We start from the raw sequence: 17200 nt of genomic DNA on the forward strand, positions 1-17200 counted from the left end.
TTGTTTTTATCTTGTAATTTAAACGGCATATATAATAGATATAAATTTAGTGCGCTTTGCTTTTTTGCATAGATAAATTTTCAAACATATAAGCCAAAATGCAGCCAACCAGGTAGTAAATAATGTCCGCCCAGTCAAAGGTCCCACCAAAAATTATCCGTAATATTGAGCTTTTGACACCTAAAATTTCAAGAATTTTGAGGTATTGTAAGGCTTCTATAAAAAGCGAAATGACAAAAACGAAAATGGCTAAATTTATAGGAGCTACCCTAAATATAGCTCGCCCAAACGCATAAAGCATCGCAGTAGCTAGCACATCGCCGATATAGTGCCTTATAAAACCGCCTTTTATAAAGATAGCAATGTAAATTTCTATCACCAAAATAATAACGCCAGTCACCGCCCAACCTACTCTTCTTTTTTGGCTAAACTCATCTTTTTTTACAGGCAAATTTATAGCTTCTTTAGCATCTTCTTTCAAATTTATCCTTTTAAATTTATATCGCAGATTTTAACACAGATAAAAAATACTTCACAACTTTTTGCAATAATATAAAATAAAACTTAAATTTTTTTATTAATAATTTTTAAAAACAAAGCATGAAAAATTTAGATTTTATAGTTTATACAAAGTAAAATTTATAAATTTTAAAAGAGTGGTAATGATGCAGAAATTTAGACCAAAACCACCTAACACAAGCTTTTATCTAATACAAAACTCTCGCTTTTGTCAAATTAATCTTAAAATATAAGTTTAATCTCAATTCATAAGAGATATAATCAACATTAAATTTACATTTAACTTAGGAGGTTTCATGGATTTTCTCATGAATTTAAGTGAAGGCGTGCAGTTTGCTATCCAGCTTCTCATCGTCCTTATCTGTTTGTTCTACGGAGCTAAAAAAGGCGGTATAGCGCTTGGTATGCTAGGCGGTATCGGTCTTATAGTTCTAGTTTTTGGATTTAACATCGAACCTGGTAAGCCTGCTATCGATGTTATGCTAACCATCCTTGCTGTCGTTGTGGCAAGTGCTACACTTCAAGCTAGTGGCGGTCTTGACGTCATGCTTCAAATAGCAGAAACCATACTTAGAAAAAATCCAAAATATGTAAGTATCTTAGCTCCATTTGTAACATGTACGCTTACTATTTTATGCGGAACTGGACACGTTGTTTATACCGTGCTTCCTATCGTTTATGATATCGCTATCAAAAACGGCATCCGCCCAGAGCGTCCTATGGCTGCAAGCTCGATAGCTTCACAAATGGGTATCATCGCTAGCCCAGTTTCTGTTGCTGTTGTAACCCTCACTAGCTTTCTTATCAACGCCAAAACTCACTTAGCTGGTTTTGATGGATACTTAGACCTTTTAAAGATCACTATCCCATCAACATTTTGTGGCGTTTTGGCGATAGGAATTTTTAGCTGGTTTAGAGGCAAAGACCTTGATAAAGACGAAGTCTTTCAAGCAAAACTTCAAGACCCTGAGTTTAAAAAATACGTTTATGGCGACAGCGCAACACTTCTAGGCAAAAAACTTCCTATGCACCAATGGGCTGCAATGTGGATATTTTTAGGCTCTATCCTTGTAGTCGCACTTCTTGGATACTTTAAAGATCTTCGCCCAAGCTGGACTACTTATAAAGACGCAACAGTCGTTCAAATAGTAGCAAACCTTCCAACTGAGCAAAAAGTCTTAAAAACCTTAAAGATAAAAGACGCCAGCATCCAAACTGAAGCTGCTGAGCTAAAAGTTTCAAATGACAAGCTAAACTCAAATCAAAAAGCTCAATCAGTCAAAATCATCGGCAAAGATGCAAATCAAACTCTTACTCGCACAGCTGATGGTGCAGTAACATATATAAATGAAAAAGGCGCAAAAGAAGAATTTCAAGGCGCTTATATAAACATAAGCAACAAACTAGCCTCTTCAAAGAGCCTAAGCATGGTTCATGTTATCCAAATTTTCATGCTTTTAACAGGTGCACTCATCTTGATATTTACTCCAACAGATGCTAGCAAGATCAGCAAAAACGAGATCTTTAGATCAGGCATGATCGCGCTTGTTGCGGTATTTGGTATCTCTTGGATGGCTGAGACAATGTTCGCAGTGCATACTCCGATGATGAAAGAAGCTCTTGGTGGCATCGTAAAAGAGCACCCTTGGACCTATGCGGTTATGCTACTTATCATCTCTAAATTTGTTAACTCTCAAGCTGCAGCCTTGGTTGCATTCGTGCCATTAGCACTAAACATCGACGTTAACCCAGCTGTAATCCTAGCCTTTGCGCCGGCTTGCTATGGATACTACATCCTACCAACATACCCAAGCGACCTTGCGGCTATTCAGTTTGATAGAAGTGGTACAACGCATATTGGTAAATTTGTTATCAACCACAGCTTCATCTTCCCAGGCCTTATCGGCGTTATAGTCTCTTGTATATTTGGCTATATCTTCGCTACTGCGTTTGGCTATCTATAATAGATAAATTTCTTGCTGCCTTTTGGTGGCAAGAAATTTTTTCATCAAAGTTTATCTTGAAATTTCTGCTTATTACTCATATAAACAAAGCTTAGCACTTCAGCCACAGCCCTAAAAAGGTGCGCTGGTATCGTGTCATCTACCTCACAAACCCTATAAAGCTCCCTTGCAAGAGGTGGATTTTCATAAATTTGCACTCCATTTTCAACCGCTACCTTTTTTATCTGAAGCGCTAAGAAATCAACCCCTTTAGCAAGTATTATCGGTGCCTCGTCGCGGCTTTTGTCGTATCTGATCGCCACGGCGTAGTGAGTTGGGTTTGTGATGACGACGTCAGCTTGCGGGATGTTTTGCATCATTCGGCGCTTGGCTGCACGCATTTGCGCTTGGCGGATCCTGCCCTTAACCTGCGGATCACCCTCCATCTGCTTGTACTCGTCTTTGATCTCTTGCTTGCTCATGCGAAGGTCTTTAAAATACTGAAAACGCACGATGAGTAGGTCAGCAAGACCGATCACAAAAAGTATAAAAAGCATGACGCTAACTAGGATGATGAGCTTCTCTTTTAGCCACGCGAGCTGGTCAAACATAGAAAAAAAGAGCGTGTGCGGAAGCTCTTTTATAAACTGCAAGAAAAAGTAAAATCCAACTCCAAAGACGATGCTTACCTTAACGACGATCTTTACGCTCTCGATCGCCTTTTTCATCGAAAAGAGGTTTTTTAGCCCTTTTAGCGGATTTATCTTGCCAAAATTTGGCGTTATAGGCTTTGTGGTAAATATAAAGCCAAACTGCATTACATTTGCGATTATGCCAGCAACCGCGACGCAGATGCAAACTGGCAGGATCATCAGAAGTGCCCTGCCAAAGGTATTTACAACGATCATTTTTACCGTTGGCAAAGTCAGTGGCTGACCGATAAATTTAGAGTAGTAAATGTAAAGCGAGATGACCTGATCTTTCATAAAATTTAGCATCGCAAGCAGCACGCCAATAGCAATAACTAGGGTCACAAAGCCTGATAGATCCTGACTTTTGGGGACGTTGCCGTCCTTTTTGGCGTCTTCTATCTTTTTGGGGGTCGCTTCTTCGGTTTTTTCCTGATCTTCGCCTGCCATCTTTGTCCTAAGCTCGCTTAAATTTGGGGCGATTATAGCCAAAATGCGGTTAAACTATCCGCTAAATTTAACTTTTGCAATTCAAAAAAACTAAGCCATTTTAGGCGTTTTTGGCTAAAATTAGCAAAATTAAGGAGAGGCAAAATGTCATTTTTAGAAAGCTTATTTAACATTTTTAAAGCCAAAAAATCGCCAAAAAGCGATGAAGAGCTACTTTTAGACGAGTATGCAAGCATTTACGCCGAGATAAAAGAGAAAAATTTAAACGAATACGACTTTTTGTGTGAGCTCATACGATTACTCTCTTTTTCAAGAGCTAGACGCTACGACTTTTGCCTTGAAAAGTGCCTAGCTGATGGCGACGCCGAGGCACTAAATGATCTCATTTTTCAATACGCTAAGCTAAATTTACTCCCAGGATGCAGCGGTGGATATGACCAGTGCGAGAAGCTCATACCAGCATTTTTTGCTATCGCTTGTGGCGACACAGATAGTATGGCAAGTATATTTCCAAAAGGCCTGCCACCTAGCAAAAACGGCTATAAATTTCTATGCGTCATGCATGATCTGCTCACGGCGATGCTTTGGCAAGATGAAAATTTACTCGCCCCTGCCCTAGAAAAAGCTAGCACCTTTGCAGAGTCTAAAAAGCCAGCAAATGAAAGAGAGGCGGTTAAATTTGTGCTTGCCTTGCATGAAAAAGATACGGCCGCTATGAGCGAGCATTTGCAGAAATTTTGCTCCACTTTTGGCAGGACAGATGCACCCAAATTTGAAAAACGCCTCTACATTTTCGCGCACGGACTTCACGCCTTAGCGCGCTACTTTTTACCGCCTGAACTCTTTAAAGAGATAAAGCTACCAAAAAATGAAAATTTTAGTAAATTTTACGCAAAGAGGCTCTTTCAAAATGAAATTCCCAAGCCAAAACTTTATTTTACTTTTCCGCCTGAATTTAAACTGATAAATGTGATCTTAAGTGCGCCAGTAGCTAAAACGCTGGTATATCAGCCACATTTGCCAAGTGATAAAACATTTTTCTTAGATCACACATCTATGATAAGAAATTTAGCCGATGAGATCATAAGATCAGGGGCATTAAAGTAGAATTTATAAACTTTTGGCTAATATTCACACCTTACAACCAACAAAGCTCCATAAATCTTTTGCAAAAAAGTGCTTTTTGGTCTTACCAAATTTTAGAAAGGTAGAGTATGTCAAAATACGCTATATTTAAGCATGGCGGTAAGCAATATCGTGTTAGCGAGGGCGAGTTCCTTAAGCTAGATCACTTTAGTGCTGAAGCTAAATCAACCGTTGAGATTACAGAAGTTTTAGCTGTAAATGACGGTGAAGTAAAGGTAGGTGCGCCATTTGTTAAGGGTGCAAAAGTTGTTCTTGAGGTCGTTAATGAAGGCAAAGACAAAAAAGTAGTTATCTACAAAAAACGCAGACGTAAAGACTCAAAACTAAAACGCGGCTTTAGAAGACAATTTACACGTGTAAAAGTCGTAAGTATCGCAGCTTAAGGAGATAAGATATGGCACACAAAAAAGGTCAAGGTTCAACCCAAAATAACCGTGATAGTATCGGACGCCGATTAGGTGTTAAGAAATTTGGTGGCGAGTTCGTTCGTGCTGGAAATATAATCATCCGCCAAAGAGGAACAGCAACTCACGCTGGAAATAACGTAGGTCTTGGCAAAGATCACACTATTTTTGCATTAGTCGATGGCTTTGTAAAATTTGAAAGACTTGATAAAAACAGAAAAAAAGTATCTGTTTATCCAGCTGCATAACCCCAGGGGCGTTTGCCCCTTTTTCTTTTAAATCCACTCAAAATTTAGCAATTTTAATTTATCTTACTTATTATATAGCTTGGCATTTTAGCAAAACACCAAACTATTAAATTTATTTTATTTCGCTTTTAACAAAGCAAGCTCTTGCGCTAGAAATTCCCCAGTATAGCTGCCAGTTTTTTTGTAGTTTTTAGCTACATCTTTGACACTGCCGCACGCTATTACTTTACCGCCTTTTGCGCCGCCTTCTGGTCCCATATCTACGATATAGTCGCAGTTTTTGATGACATCCATATTATGCTCGATCACAAAGACAGAATTTCCAAGATCGACTAGGTGATTTAGCACCTTTACTAGCCTATCAACATCGGCAAAATGAAGTCCCGTCGTTGGCTCATCAAGGATATAAAGCGTATTTCCAGTGTCACTTCTACTAAGCTCTTTTGCTAACTTCACGCGCTGCGCCTCGCCGCCACTAAGTGTAACTGCATTTTGTCCAAGCGTGATATAGCCAAGCCCCACGTCTTGCAGCGTGGTGAGCTTTGAAGCGATCTTTGGCACAGCCTTGAAAAACTCAACCGCCTCATCTATGCTCATATTTAGCACCTCAGCGATGTTTTTGCCTTTGTATAAAATTTCCAAGGTCTGAGCGTTATATCTAGCGCCGTTACAGACGTCACAAACCACGTTTATATCAGGCAAAAAGTGCATCTCGATCGTGATCTCACCCTCGCCTTGGCACTTCTCGCAGCGCCCACCTTTGACGTTGAAGCTAAAGCGCCCTATTTTATAGCCCCTAAGTTTAGCCTCTTTGGTCTGCGCAAACAAATTCCTGATTTCATCCATCACGCCAGTATAAGTCGCTGGATTTGAGCGTGGAGTGCGGCCTATCGGGCTTTGATCGAGATATATGACCTTGTCTAAATTCTCAAGTCCGCTTAAATTTACCCCAGCTATCTTTTTCACTTTTTTAGCTCTGTTTAGCTGCTCCTGCGCCTCTGGAAGCAAGGTCTGAAGTACTAGCGAGCTCTTGCCAGATCCTGAGACACCGGTGATGCCAACTAAATTTCTAAGTGGAAATTTAGCGGTTAAATTTGAGATATTGTTGATATTTACATTTGAAATTTCAAGCCACTTTTCAGCTTTCCTATTTTTTTGATAGTCGATCTTTTTCTTACCATTTATGTATTGTGCAGTCTGAGTGTCTGAGCTTAAAAGCTCTTTTGCCGCGCCTGCAAAGACCACGCTGCCGCCAAATTTACCAGCTCCAGGGCCGATATCTACGATATAGTCAGCCTCCTCTATCGTCTTTTTATCATGCTCAACGACGATTACGGAGTTGCCTTTGGCTTGCAAATTTCTAAGCGTCTTTATGAGCTTTATCGTATCACGCTCGTGCAGACCGATACTTGGCTCATCAAGCACGTACATGACGCCACTTAGCCCACTTCCTATCTGGCTCGCTATCCTGATGCGCTGCGCCTCACCACCGCTAATCGTCCTAGCATCACGTCCAAGCGACAAGTAGCCAAGTCCCACGTCATACAAAAAGAAAAGCCTCTCGTTGATCTCTTTTAAGATGGGCTTTGCGATCGCCTTGTCATAGTCGCTAAGATAGGCAAAATTTTTCTCATTTGAGAAAAATGCGGTGCAGTTTTCTATACTCATATCTAAAATTTCACCAAGCCCAAGGCCAGCGACCTTGACCGCTAAGCTTTGAGGCTTTAGTCTATGACCGTTACAAGCGTCACAAATTTTCTCGCTCATATACTCGTCAAAGTCTTTGTAATCCTTCAAGAGCCCGTGTGAAATTTTAACTACTCCGTCAAATTTTCTAAGTAGCTTGTTTCGTTTCCAAAAGAACTCAACATCCTTGACGTTGCCATATAAAACAAGCCTCTTTTCATCCTCACTAAGCTCATAATATGGCTTTTTGATATCGATGCTGTTTTGCTCACAAAAGGCAAGTAAAAATTTATAATAATAGCTCATGTTGTAGCCGTAAAGTAGCTTGATAGCGCCGTTTTCTATCGACTTTTCCTCATCAATGATCTTGCTCATATCTAGGCTATACCTTATACCAAGTCCGTCGCAGTGCTCGCAAGCGCCCTTTGGCGAGTTGAAGCTAAAACTTAGCGGCTCAAGCGGTGTAAATGAAATTTTGCAGTCAAAACAAGCCATGTGCTCGCTGTAATGTATAAAACTCTCTTTTAAGCCAAGCTCATCGGCATTTGCGATCTCTATCTCGACCTCGCCAAAGCTCTCATTTAGCGCCTTTTCAACGTCGCTTGCTAGGCGCTCGTGATTTTGCTCGTCGATGGCGATCCTATCAACGATGACCTTTATCGTATGTTTTTTCGTTTTTGCAAGCTCGATCTCCTCATCAAGCCTCACCACCACGCCATCTATCTGCGCCCTTACAAAGCCTTTTTGACGTAAATTTTCGATCAGATCCGCCCATGTGCCCTTTTTTTCACGCACTAGCGGCGCATAGATGATCACTTTTGCGCCAAGTGGGAGCTTTGAAATTTCATTTATGATGTCGCTCGCACTCATTTTTGAGATAGGTTTGCCGCATTTATGGCAGTGCTGCACGCCAACCCTTGCGTATAAAAGCCTTAGATAATCATAAATTTCAGTGATCGTACCAACCGTTGAGCGAGGATTTTTTGAAGTTGTCTTTTGATCGATCGCGATTGCAGGCGTTAGGCCCTCGATCTTATCAACATCAGGCTTGCCCACGCGGTCTAAAAACTGCCTAGCATAGCTACTAAGGCTCTCCATGTATCTGCGCTGCCCCTCGGCATAGAGCGTGTCAAAGGCTAGCGTGCTCTTGCCACTGCCGCTAAGACCAGTAAAAACTACTAGTTTGTTTTTTGGAATTTTAAGATTTATATTTTTTAAGTTATGTTCTCTTGCGCCAGTTATTTCAATAATATCGTTCATTAAATTTATACAACCTTTTTAAAATTTTAATCTGTAAATTTAGTCTAAAAGTGATAAAAACTTTATAAAGTAGTTTAGAGAAATTAAGCGTGTTATGAAAATTTAAGAGTATATTTATATCATTTTCAGTTTTTTTTGATATTCTACGCCAAAATTTTATTTAAGGAGAAAAAATGTCTGTAAAAATAACCGATATATGCATAAGCTGTGGCTCATGCATCGATGAGTGTCCAGTTTCAGCTATTGTTGATGATAGCGATAACCCAACTGGAGCAGATACATACTATGTTTATTCAAACAAATGCGTTGAGTGCGTAGGCTATAACGACGAGCCAGCCTGTGCATCTGCCTGTCCAACTGATGGTTGCATCGTTTGGGATGCCGTAGTAGCAGGACAACCTTCACGTGATCAAATCGGTGCTGATGCTCGCACTGGCAGCACTCCAGTTATCCAATAAATTTACAAAATTTAGGCTCAAATTTGAGCCTATTTTATTTTTAAGCTTTATTTGATATAATTGCCAACTTCATTTAAATAACCTAAATTTTAAGGAAAATTTATGCAAAGAACACTTTCTATTATTAAGCCTGACGCTGTTAAGAAAAATGTTGTTGGAAAGATTATAGATAGATTTGAAAGCAATGGCTTAAGAATCGCAGCTGCAAAGAAAATAAAACTTAGCAAATGCGATGCAAAAGCATTTTATGCAGTTCATAAAGATAGACCTTTCTTCAACGATCTAGTTGATTTTATGGTAAGCGGACCAGTTGTAGTTATGGTTTTAGAGGGCGAAAATGCAGTTGCTAAAAACCGCGAGCTAATGGGTGCAACTAACCCAAAAGAAGCAGCTCCTGGCACAATTAGAGCTGATTTTGCTGATAGCATTGATGCAAACGCAGTTCACGGAAGCGATAGCCTAGAAAATGCTGTAAATGAGATAAATTTCTTCTTTGCTTCAAGAGAAATTTGCTAATTTTGGACTAAAACTTGATCATTCCGTTTTCTAAAATAGCAAACAAAGAGATAAACTTTGAGCTAGTAAGAAACAATGATCTAGTTTTTAGTGGAATTTTAAAAAGAAAAGACCCTTTTTTAGTAAAATGCCAAGGCACTATAAAGGGCGAGATAAAATATATTTGCGATCGATGCGGTGATGAATTTATGTTGCCTATCGATCAAGACGTAGAGCTAAATTTAAGTGACGGTGTCTATAAAGACAGAGAAAATGAGCTTAGCGATACGGTTGAATTTTTTGATGGCAATATTGATTTAAAAGAAGTTTTTGAAAGTGAGTTAGAAGCTTTTAAGAGCGATTATTTTTATTGTGAAAAATGTAAAAATTTATAAAGGAGAGTAAAATGGCAGTACCAAAGCGAAGAGTGAGTCATTCTCGTGCAGCAAAACGTAGAACACATTACAAAGTTACACTTCCAGTGCCTGTAAAAGACAAAGATGGTTCTTGGAAAATGCCTCACCGCATAAACAAAACAACAGGTGAATACTAAAATATGATTCGCATTGCTATTGATGCTATGGGTGGTGATTTTGGTGCAGAGCCAATAATATCTGGCGTTATCGAGGCACTGAAAGAGGCAGAATTTAAAGCTGTATTAGTTGGCGATAGCAATGCCATAAAACCACTCATCCCACAACCCTATTTAAAAAATATAGAATTTATAGAAGCTACTGAAGTCATCTCGATGTCAGACGGAGCTACAGACGCACTAAAAAGAAAAGATAGCACGATCTACAAAGCTGTCGAGCTTTTAAAAGATAAAAATGTTGATGCTGTTGTTTCTGCTGGTCACAGCGGTGCTACTATGAGTTTAGCTACGTTAAGAGTTGGTAGATTGAAAAATGTATCTCGCCCAGCAATCGCTACGCTTATGCCGAATTCAAAAGAGACAGCTACTTTGGTTTTGGACGTTGGTGCGAATGTTGATTGCAGAAGCGAACACTTATTTCAATTTGCCATCATGGGCGAAGCCTATGCAAAAGAAATTCTAGGCAGAAAAGAGCCAAAAGTGGGTCTTTTGTCAAACGGCGAAGAAGAGAGCAAAGGCAATGAAGTCAGCAAAGAGGCTTTTAAACTAGTTTCTAGGCTTGATAGCTTTGTTGGCAATGCAGAGGGCAATCAAATTTTTGATGGCAGCATTGATGTCATGGTTTGCGATGGTTTTATGGGAAATATCCTACTAAAAACGAGCGAAGGTGTCGCTGACGCCATAGGCAAGATCATCAAAAAGCAAGTCAAAAAATCGCCCCTTGCCATGGCTGGATCAGTGCTTATGAGAAAAGTCTTTAAAACCCTAAAAAAACAGGTCAGCTACGATGAGTATGGCGGTGCTCCGCTTCTTGGCGTAAATGGTTGCGTCATCATAAGTCACGGCAAAAGCAACTCAAAAGCTATAAAAAATGCAATCTTTCAAGCAATTAAATTTGCTAATTCAAATATAAATAAAGTTATAGAAGAAGAACTTTCACACTTTGCAAGGTAAAATATGCCAAAAGCTTCATTGATCTCCATTGCGTCATATGTCCCAGAAAAAATTTTAACAAATTTTGATTTTGAAAAAATGGTCGACACGAGCGATGAGTGGATAGTGAAGCGAACCGGTATAGAGCAAAGACATATCGCAACGACTGAGATAACAAGCGATCTTGGCACAAAAGCTGCTGAGCTAGCTATAAAACGCTCAGGGCTTGAAAAATCACAAATCGATGCGGTAATCTGCGCTACGATATCTCCAGATCATCTTTGCATGCCTTCAACTGCTTGCAAGATAGCTTCAAATTTAGGCTTAAATTTTGGCATTACAGCTTTTGATATAAGTGCGGCTTGCACAGGATTTATCTATCTTTTGGAGCTTGCCAATTCTCTTATCGTAAGTGGTGCTAAAAAAAATGTCTTGATCATAGGAGCTGAAAAATTAAGCTCGATAGTTGATTATACAGATAGAAGCACATGCATACTTTTTGGTGACGGAGCAGGAGCAGCAGTGATAAGTGCTAGCGAAGAAAACGAGATCATCGACATCCACACTGCAAGCGATGGCAGACAGGCTGAGCTTTTGATAACTCCAGGATGTGGTAGTGCATTTCCAGCTAGCGATGAGACGCTAAAAAATAGACTAAATTTCATCCACATGAGTGGAAATGAGGTCTTTAAGATAGCGGTTCAAACGCTTAGCAAAAGCGTGATAGAAATTTTACACGCAAACAAAATGCAAAGCGAAGATATTGACTTTTTCATACCTCATCAAGCAAATATCAGGATAATAGACGCTGTAAAAAATAGGCTAAATTTCACTGACGAGCAGTGCGTTTTGACGGTTGCAAAATATGGCAACACAAGCTCTGCTTCGATCCCAATGGCGATAAATGATGCTTACGAAGATGGACGCATCAAAAATGGCTCTGTTTTGCTTCTTGATGCATTTGGTGGTGGCTTTACTTGGGGTTCGGCGATACTAAAATTTGGCGGTAGAAATTTTAGCGATCTGTAATTAACCGCTTCTATACCCAAAACTCTAAATTTAATAAAATTTCTACAACATCTTCTATAAATTTTTAAAAATTTCCATTCATTTTCAAATGCATATTAAAATTACAATGTTTTAAATTTCTAGATCTATTTAATTAGAATTTAAATTTTTATGGATATAATTTCGCAATCAATAAAATTTATTATTAAGGAGAAAATATGTTAGTAACAAAAAAAGCACCTGACTTTACAGCTGCAGCAGTTTTAGGAAACAATCAAATTGTAAATGATTTCAACCTTTACAAAAACATTGGCGAAAAAGGCGCTGTTGTCTTCTTCTACCCAATGGACTTTACATTCGTTTGCCCAAGCGAGATCATCGCATTTGATAAAAGATATGACGAGTTCAAGTCACGCGGTATCGAAGTTATCGCGGTTTCTTGCGACAACCAGTTCTCACACTTTGCATGGAAAGAGACTCCAGTAAATAAAGGCGGTATCGGCAAAGTTCGCTTCCCGATCGTAGCTGACATGACAAAATCAATCGCTCGCGGCTTTGACGTACTTCTAGAAGACGCTGGCGTAGCACTTCGTGGATCATTCCTACTTGACAAAGATGGCACAGTTCGCCACGCAGTTATAAACGACCTACCACTTGGTAGAAACATCGACGAAATGATCAGAATGGTAGATACTATGCTATTTACAAACGAGCACGGCGAAGTTTGCCCAGCTGGTTGGCACAAAGGTGACGCTGGTATGAAACCAAGCACTGAAGGCGTTGCTGACTACCTTTCACATAACGAAAGCAAACTATAATTATTCAAATTTCTAGGCAGCTTTGCCTAGAAATTTCCTCTCTACACAAATTTAAATATTTTTTTAATATAACTTTATATATGATAGCGATGTTTTAATAAATAACCTTTTTTGGAGACCCCATGGAGTTTAAGGGCAGGCAAGAACTTGTCGAAAATTGCGAGGATTGCATACTTGGTTTAAGAGCTAAATTTATAGATGAGGGCATCAAATTTTGCAGACAACTAACCCTTGTAGTGCCACACGAGCAGATGAAAATTTGCCTTGAGAGTATCTTTGACGCGCTATTCATCCAAAAGCCAAATGCCACACAAATTCGCGACGACTTAAACAGCCTAATACCAAAACTAAATGCAAAAGATGAGCTAGTAAATTTCTTGCTCTTAAATTTGACACTAAATTTTAGTCATGCCTGCGACAATGCGGTGTATGTTGGCTATTTTGTAAATGCCATTTCAAGGATGAAGGAAATTTTATATAATACGCAGGATCACCAAGAAGCCACGGTAAAAACGATGATCGATACTGGCTCATTTTTCTACGAAGATCCGATCAACACATTTACACGCATGAAAAATGCCAAGGTCCGCCCTGAGTTTTTAAATTTATACGACGGACTAAATATAAAATACGAAGCCGAAATTTTAGAGGTTAAAGAAGATAGCGTCGTTTTTCGCGTAGATATGATGCAAATTTTAGCCATGAAGCAAGATAACAGAGGCTTTATTTTACCAAACAACTATTTATCAAAACCACTTTGCGCTGATATCCTTGATTATAATATCGTAGATAAATGTGTTGCCTTTTCAAACTTTTCACGAAATACAACTATGTGTGCATATAAGAGAAAATTCCAGCGCGTCTTGCCAAACCGCTTTACAAAAATTTCTCTAAAAGGAGAGCAAGGCGAGCTTGTTGGCAGCCTTTATGACATCTCAGAGGGCGGTATGAGCATATTAAGCTCACAAGCTACAAATTTTAAAGACGGAGAAGAGTTGGAAGCAAATTTTGACATCATGCTCTCACCAGATGAAGTAAAAAACGTCTCTTTAAAGCTAAGGCTAGTCACTGAACTAGCATACAAGGGCTACATCAGATACTGCATGCAGCTAGTTGATGATGATAAAACGATAAAAGACTTCACGCAAAAGCGCGTCAAAGAGACACTTGACGAGCTTCGCTCACGCATAAATTTATACGAATAAGGCAATTAGTGAAAACCATACAAGAAAATTTAAAACTTTTTTACATCGGACTAAAAGATAAAGAGCCATTTTTTTATAAAAATAAGGACCTAACAACCCACGCAGCCATTATCGGCATGACTGGTAGCGGCAAAACAGGCCTTGGTATCACACTTTTAGAAGAGGCCTGCATAGACAACATCCCCTCTATCATCATCGATCCAAAGGGCGATATCACAAATTTAGCCCTCACCTTTCCGCAGATGAGAGCGGAGGATTTTTTACCTTATGTCGATGAAGCAGAGGCGGCAAACAAAGGTCAAAGCGTAGAGGAATTTGCCGCCTCTCAGGCCGAGCTTTGGAGAAACGGCATAGAGTCGAGCTTTCAAGACCTTGAGCGCGTAAAAATTTTAAAAGATAGCGCTAGCTTTAACATCTACACGCCAAAAAGCTCAGCTGGCATAGGCGTGGCGCTACTTAGCGACTTTGTCTGCCCAAATATTAGTGACGAAGAAATTTTTAGCAACTATATAAACTCACTCGCAGCGTCGGTGCTATCGCTTATTGGCATGAGTTCTGAGGATATGAGCTCAAAAGAGCAGCTGCTTATCTCCACTATATTTGAGAGCAAATTTAAAGAGCAAAAAGATGTCGGCATTGAAGAGCTTATCAATTTCATAGCAAATCCGCCGTTTAAAAAGATAGGCGTTTTTGACGTGGATACCTTCTATCCAAGCAGTGAGCGCCTAAAGCTTGCCATGAAGATAAATGCTCTCATCGCAAGCCCAAGCTTTAAGGGCTGGACGCAGGGCGTTAGACTAGAAATTTCAAAGATGCTTTTTGATGAAAACGGCAAAGCAAAGTGCAATATCTTTACGATATCACACCTAAATGACGCTGAGAGGATGTTTTTTGTCACACTTTTGCTAAACGAGATCATCGCGTGGATGCGCGGCACAGAGGGCACTAGCTCACTTAGAGCGATCCTATATATGGATGAAATTTTTGGCTTTTTCCCGCCAAATGCAAATCCGCCGTCAAAAACACCTATGCTCACACTCTTAAAACAAGCCCGTGCTTTTGGTCTTGGCTGCGTCTTGAGCACGCAAAACCCAGTCGATCTTGACTACAAAGGTTTAAGCAACATCGGCACTTGGTTCATCGGCCGCCTCCAAACAGCGCAGGACAAAGCCCGCGTGATCGACGGCCTAAGCGGCATCGCAGGCTCAAGCTTAGATAAAGCCTCGCTTGAAAATCTCATATCAAATTTAGCCAAAAGAAATTTCTTACTCAAAAATATAAACGAGGACGGACTAAACGTCATCTCCACGCGCTGGGCACTTAGCTATCTAAAAGGCCCGCTAAGCCGCGAGCAAATTTCAAATTTGATGAAAGATAAAAAAGAAAATTTACGCACTCAAAGCGTGGATAAAAGTGAGATGAAATTTAGCGCAAAGCCTATCATCTCAAGTGCTATCACGCAGCTTTATGCTAACTCAAAAAGCCTCACGCCAAATTTACTTGCAAGCGCAAAGGTTAGAATTTATGATGCTAAAAAGGGCATAGACAGCGTTTGCGAGGTGAGCTATCTTTACGAGCTTAGTGAAAATGACAAAGAGCCAAACTGGAGCGAGGCTAGCGAAGGCATGCACGTTGATGCGAGTGAAAATGAGCCAAGCGGCGCAAGCTTTGCTGCTGTGCCAAATTTCATAACGAGCGCTAAAAATTTTGACGTTTTAGAGAAAGATTTTAAAGAATTTTTGTATAGAAATTTCAAATTTAACACCTTTGAGGCGATGGGAATTTACTCAAAAGAAAACGAGCCAAAAGAGGAGTTTTTCATAAGACTTCAGGATAAGTGCAACGAAATTTTAGAGGAGCAAACCGCAAAACTCACGGCTAAATTTGAAAAAGAGCAAAAAAGCTTGCAAGATAAGCTAAATAAAGCCCTTGCAAAGCTCGATAAAGAGCAAAAAGAGATGACCACAAGCGGCCTTGACGCAGCTATAAATATAGGCGCAAGCATATTTGGAGCGCTATTTGGCAACAAGCTCTTATCTCGCCAAAACGCCGGCAAGATCGCATCAAGTGCAAGAAGCGCAAATAAGGTCTTAAAAGAGCGAAGCGATGTCAAGCTTAGCGAGCAAAGCGTAAATGATATAAATTTGGCAATAAGCGAGCTCGAAGAGAAATTTACCCAAGAGTGCGATGCGCTAAAAGAGGCAAATGATGTTAAAAACATCACGATAAATGAAACGCAAATTTCGCCAAAGAAAAGCGACATCTACGACGAAAAAATCGTGCTTTTGTGGAGATGATTTATAAAAAAATTAGTATTTTTTTAATATCATTTCTCTTTAAATTTAAAAGGTAAAATATGCAAAATTTAATACTTTATGCCGTTAGCTACCTGCTTGGTAGCATCCCATCAGGGCTCATACTAGCAAAAATTTTTGGACATGTTGATATAAAAAAAGAGGGCAGCAAAAGCATAGGCGCGACAAATGTTTTAAGGGTTTTAAAGCAAACAAACCCAAAACTCGCCAAAAAGCTAGCCATTTTAACCGTAGTTTGTGATGTGCTAAAGGGTGTTTTGCCACTCATCGTAGCCTCTTTGCTTGGAGCTAGCCAAAGCGTGCTTTGGACGATGGCAGTTTTAAGCGTTGCGGGACATTGTTTTTCTATATTTTTAGGCTTTCAGGGTGGCAAAGGCGTGGCGACTGGGGCTGGCGTGCTCGCATTTTTCTTACCAGTTGAGATAATAATCGCTCTTGTAGTTTGGTTTTTAGTCGGTAAATTTTTAAAGATAAGCTCGTTAGCATCGCTATGCGCGCTGATAGCTCTCATCGCATCAAGCTTTATCGTCCACCCAGAGCTTGATGAAATTTACACTCACGCGCCGATACTTATCATCGCATTTTTGGTAGTTTATAAACACATACCAAATATCGTTCGCCTGCTTTCAGGCAAGGAGCAAAAAGTCGTATGAAAAGTGAAATAACAACGATCATTAAGGATTATAAATTTCAAACCGTTATCGGGATGTTTGACTTTGAGCGAGTTGCAAAGCAAGAGGTAAAAGTAAGCTTAGAATTTCGCTCAACTAGCTTGATTGATTATGTTTTGGTGGCTGATTTTATAAAAGAATTTTACAATGAGATGAAATTTCAAAGCGTAGAAGAGTCGCTAGAAGCGACCTGCAAAGCGCTAAAAGAGAGGTTTAGCTCGCTTACTAGCTTGGATATGGAGATTTTAAAAACCGAGATTTTACCAAATGCAATTGTCGGTGCAAAAATCAGCACTGTTTTTTAAAAATTTATTAAAGTATCTTGAAATATTTCTTAATTTATGATACAATCGACCATAA

The 17200-nt window shown here is 39.6% G+C and carries 18 protein-coding genes; 15 read left to right on the forward strand and 3 right to left on the reverse strand.

From position 1 onward, the window contains the following. Positions 1–46: 46 nt before the first annotated feature. Positions 47–481 carry a DUF2809 domain-containing protein gene (locus CVS91_RS07045; protein WP_234409685.1) on the reverse strand — a complete coding sequence of 145 codons (435 nt, stop codon included), beginning with the start codon at positions 479–481 and terminating at the stop codon, positions 47–49. A 334-nt stretch (positions 482–815) separates the two neighbouring features. Between CVS91_RS07045 and CVS91_RS07050 the strand changes: the two genes are divergently transcribed. After that, the gene (locus CVS91_RS07050; RefSeq protein ID WP_107805659.1) at positions 816–2483 is read left to right on the forward strand and encodes an anaerobic C4-dicarboxylate transporter; all 1668 of its coding nucleotides are present in this window, start codon (positions 816–818) and stop codon (positions 2481–2483) included. A gap of 44 nt (positions 2484–2527) precedes the next feature. Here the strand turns inward: CVS91_RS07050 and flhB are convergent, their stop codons facing one another. Further along, a complete protein-coding gene (flhB, locus tag CVS91_RS07055) occupies positions 2528–3601 on the reverse strand; it encodes a flagellar biosynthesis protein FlhB (protein WP_002942594.1) in 1074 nt (357 codons plus the stop codon). A gap of 144 nt (positions 3602–3745) precedes the next feature. Here flhB and CVS91_RS07060 point away from each other — a divergent pair, with 144 nt between their 5' ends. The 3 genes from CVS91_RS07060 to rpmA all read left to right on the forward strand — a co-directional run bounded on the left by CVS91_RS07060 (position 3746) and on the right by rpmA (position 5399). Then, the gene (locus CVS91_RS07060) at positions 3746–4708 is read left to right on the forward strand and encodes a hypothetical protein (RefSeq protein ID WP_107831246.1); all 963 of its coding nucleotides are present in this window, start codon (positions 3746–3748) and stop codon (positions 4706–4708) included. A 107-nt stretch (positions 4709–4815) separates the two neighbouring features. Continuing rightward, positions 4816–5130: a 50S ribosomal protein L21 gene (gene rplU, locus CVS91_RS07065; RefSeq protein ID WP_002942523.1), complete on the forward strand. Its 315-nt coding sequence runs from the start codon at positions 4816–4818 to the stop codon at positions 5128–5130. A gap of 11 nt (positions 5131–5141) precedes the next feature. Beyond that, entirely contained in the window at positions 5142–5399 is a 258-nt protein-coding gene (gene rpmA / locus CVS91_RS07070) for a 50S ribosomal protein L27 (protein ID WP_002942569.1), read from the forward strand. 117 nt (positions 5400–5516) lie between these two features. On the opposite strand, the gene uvrA is transcribed toward rpmA, so the two are convergent. Next, positions 5517–8345 carry an excinuclease ABC subunit UvrA gene (gene uvrA, locus CVS91_RS07075; protein WP_107831248.1) on the reverse strand — a complete coding sequence of 943 codons (2829 nt, stop codon included), beginning with the start codon at positions 8343–8345 and terminating at the stop codon, positions 5517–5519. Positions 8346–8518: 173 nt separating this feature from the next. Here uvrA and CVS91_RS07080 point away from each other — a divergent pair, with 173 nt between their 5' ends. The 11 genes from CVS91_RS07080 to CVS91_RS07130 all read left to right on the forward strand — a co-directional run bounded on the left by CVS91_RS07080 (position 8519) and on the right by CVS91_RS07130 (position 17145). Then, entirely contained in the window at positions 8519–8803 is a 285-nt protein-coding gene (locus CVS91_RS07080; protein ID WP_002942606.1) for an NADH-quinone oxidoreductase subunit I, read from the forward strand. A 102-nt stretch (positions 8804–8905) separates the two neighbouring features. Continuing rightward, on the forward strand, positions 8906–9319 hold the full coding sequence (gene ndk, locus CVS91_RS07085; RefSeq protein ID WP_002942517.1) for a nucleoside-diphosphate kinase: 414 nt from the start codon (positions 8906–8908) through the stop codon (positions 9317–9319). Between the two features lie 14 nt (positions 9320–9333). Further along, positions 9334–9693, forward strand: a complete 360-nt coding sequence (locus CVS91_RS07090) for a hypothetical protein (RefSeq protein WP_002942543.1) — start codon at positions 9334–9336, stop codon at positions 9691–9693. Between the two features lie 11 nt (positions 9694–9704). Continuing rightward, the gene (gene rpmF, locus CVS91_RS07095) at positions 9705–9851 is read left to right on the forward strand and encodes a 50S ribosomal protein L32 (RefSeq protein ID WP_002942540.1); all 147 of its coding nucleotides are present in this window, start codon (positions 9705–9707) and stop codon (positions 9849–9851) included. Positions 9852–9854: 3 nt separating this feature from the next. Further along, a complete protein-coding gene (plsX, locus tag CVS91_RS07100) occupies positions 9855–10844 on the forward strand; it encodes a phosphate acyltransferase PlsX (RefSeq protein WP_021084931.1) in 990 nt (329 codons plus the stop codon). Positions 10845–10847: 3 nt separating this feature from the next. Then, a complete protein-coding gene (locus CVS91_RS07105) occupies positions 10848–11852 on the forward strand; it encodes a beta-ketoacyl-ACP synthase III (protein ID WP_107831250.1) in 1005 nt (334 codons plus the stop codon). 197 nt (positions 11853–12049) lie between these two features. Next, positions 12050–12649 carry a peroxiredoxin gene (locus tag CVS91_RS07110; protein WP_002942572.1) on the forward strand — a complete coding sequence of 200 codons (600 nt, stop codon included), beginning with the start codon at positions 12050–12052 and terminating at the stop codon, positions 12647–12649. Between the two features lie 122 nt (positions 12650–12771). Continuing rightward, the gene (locus CVS91_RS07115) at positions 12772–13854 is read left to right on the forward strand and encodes a PilZ domain-containing protein (protein WP_107831252.1); all 1083 of its coding nucleotides are present in this window, start codon (positions 12772–12774) and stop codon (positions 13852–13854) included. 8 nt (positions 13855–13862) lie between these two features. Then, entirely contained in the window at positions 13863–16151 is a 2289-nt protein-coding gene (locus CVS91_RS07120; RefSeq protein ID WP_107831254.1) for an ATP-binding protein, read from the forward strand. Between the two features lie 59 nt (positions 16152–16210). Further along, the gene (plsY, locus tag CVS91_RS07125; RefSeq protein ID WP_107831256.1) at positions 16211–16822 is read left to right on the forward strand and encodes a glycerol-3-phosphate 1-O-acyltransferase PlsY; all 612 of its coding nucleotides are present in this window, start codon (positions 16211–16213) and stop codon (positions 16820–16822) included. Continuing rightward, positions 16819–17145 (forward strand): dihydroneopterin aldolase, encoded by a 327-nt coding sequence (locus tag CVS91_RS07130; protein ID WP_002942574.1) that lies wholly within the window; start codon positions 16819–16821, stop codon positions 17143–17145. The genes plsY and CVS91_RS07130 overlap by 4 nt, the downstream gene beginning before the upstream one ends. Positions 17146–17200 lie beyond the last annotated feature (55 nt).

Origin of the sequence: Campylobacter concisus (assembly GCF_003048985.1) — a bacterium.
In the GTDB taxonomy this organism is placed as follows: Bacteria; Campylobacterota; Campylobacteria; order Campylobacterales; family Campylobacteraceae; genus Campylobacter_A; species Campylobacter_A concisus_AY.

What these genes read in the sequence shown, in the direction of transcription:
- flhB (WP_002942594.1), bottom strand. Translation starts at nt 3,601, where the DNA reads ATGGCAGGCGAAGATCAGGAAAAAACCGAAGAAGCGACCCCCAAAAAG.
- rplU (WP_002942523.1), top strand. Translation starts at nt 4,816, where the DNA reads ATGTCAAAATACGCTATATTTAAGCATGGCGGTAAGCAATATCGTGTT.
- plsX (WP_021084931.1), top strand. Translation starts at nt 9,855, where the DNA reads ATGATTCGCATTGCTATTGATGCTATGGGTGGTGATTTTGGTGCAGAG.
- plsY (WP_107831256.1), top strand. Translation starts at nt 16,211, where the DNA reads ATGCAAAATTTAATACTTTATGCCGTTAGCTACCTGCTTGGTAGCATC.
- rpmA (WP_002942569.1), top strand. Translation starts at nt 5,142, where the DNA reads ATGGCACACAAAAAAGGTCAAGGTTCAACCCAAAATAACCGTGATAGT.
- CVS91_RS07115 (WP_107831252.1), top strand. Translation starts at nt 12,772, where the DNA reads ATGGAGTTTAAGGGCAGGCAAGAACTTGTCGAAAATTGCGAGGATTGC.
- ndk (WP_002942517.1), top strand. Translation starts at nt 8,906, where the DNA reads ATGCAAAGAACACTTTCTATTATTAAGCCTGACGCTGTTAAGAAAAAT.
- CVS91_RS07130 (WP_002942574.1), top strand. Translation starts at nt 16,819, where the DNA reads ATGAAAAGTGAAATAACAACGATCATTAAGGATTATAAATTTCAAACC.
- CVS91_RS07110 (WP_002942572.1), top strand. Translation starts at nt 12,050, where the DNA reads ATGTTAGTAACAAAAAAAGCACCTGACTTTACAGCTGCAGCAGTTTTA.
- CVS91_RS07105 (WP_107831250.1), top strand. Translation starts at nt 10,848, where the DNA reads ATGCCAAAAGCTTCATTGATCTCCATTGCGTCATATGTCCCAGAAAAA.
- uvrA (WP_107831248.1), bottom strand. Translation starts at nt 8,345, where the DNA reads ATGAACGATATTATTGAAATAACTGGCGCAAGAGAACATAACTTAAAA.
- CVS91_RS07080 (WP_002942606.1), top strand. Translation starts at nt 8,519, where the DNA reads ATGTCTGTAAAAATAACCGATATATGCATAAGCTGTGGCTCATGCATC.
- rpmF (WP_002942540.1), top strand. Translation starts at nt 9,705, where the DNA reads ATGGCAGTACCAAAGCGAAGAGTGAGTCATTCTCGTGCAGCAAAACGT.
- CVS91_RS07050 (WP_107805659.1), top strand. Translation starts at nt 816, where the DNA reads ATGGATTTTCTCATGAATTTAAGTGAAGGCGTGCAGTTTGCTATCCAG.
- CVS91_RS07060 (WP_107831246.1), top strand. Translation starts at nt 3,746, where the DNA reads ATGTCATTTTTAGAAAGCTTATTTAACATTTTTAAAGCCAAAAAATCG.